Genomic DNA, 223 nt, shown 5'->3' with positions numbered 1-223 from the left:
CGTTCTCGACGGTGAGGTGCAGCGCGAACGGCCCCTCGAAGGACTTTCCCGTCGCGCGGACGGTCCCTGACACGTGCCCCATCAGGACCGCCTCGGCGCCGTCGACGAGGACGGTGTCGACAGAGGCACGCGCATCCTTGGGCACGGTGTATTCCATCAATTCAGTGAACTGGGCAGCGCATTCGGCGGCGGTGGAGCGCGGGCGGATCCACGGAGCGGCAGG

The 223-nt window shown here is 68.2% G+C and carries 1 protein-coding gene; it reads right to left on the bottom strand.

Features of this window, described 5'->3' with window-relative positions:
• Positions 1–223 (bottom strand): nuclear transport factor 2 family protein (locus E4K09_RS02515; RefSeq protein ID WP_134494957.1); only part of this gene is annotated, 223 nt, incomplete at both ends.

The organism is Microvirga pakistanensis (assembly GCF_004458765.1).
GTDB lineage: Bacteria > Pseudomonadota > Alphaproteobacteria > Rhizobiales > Beijerinckiaceae > Microvirga > Microvirga pakistanensis.
This window is presented reverse-complemented; position numbering and strand designations above follow the sequence as displayed.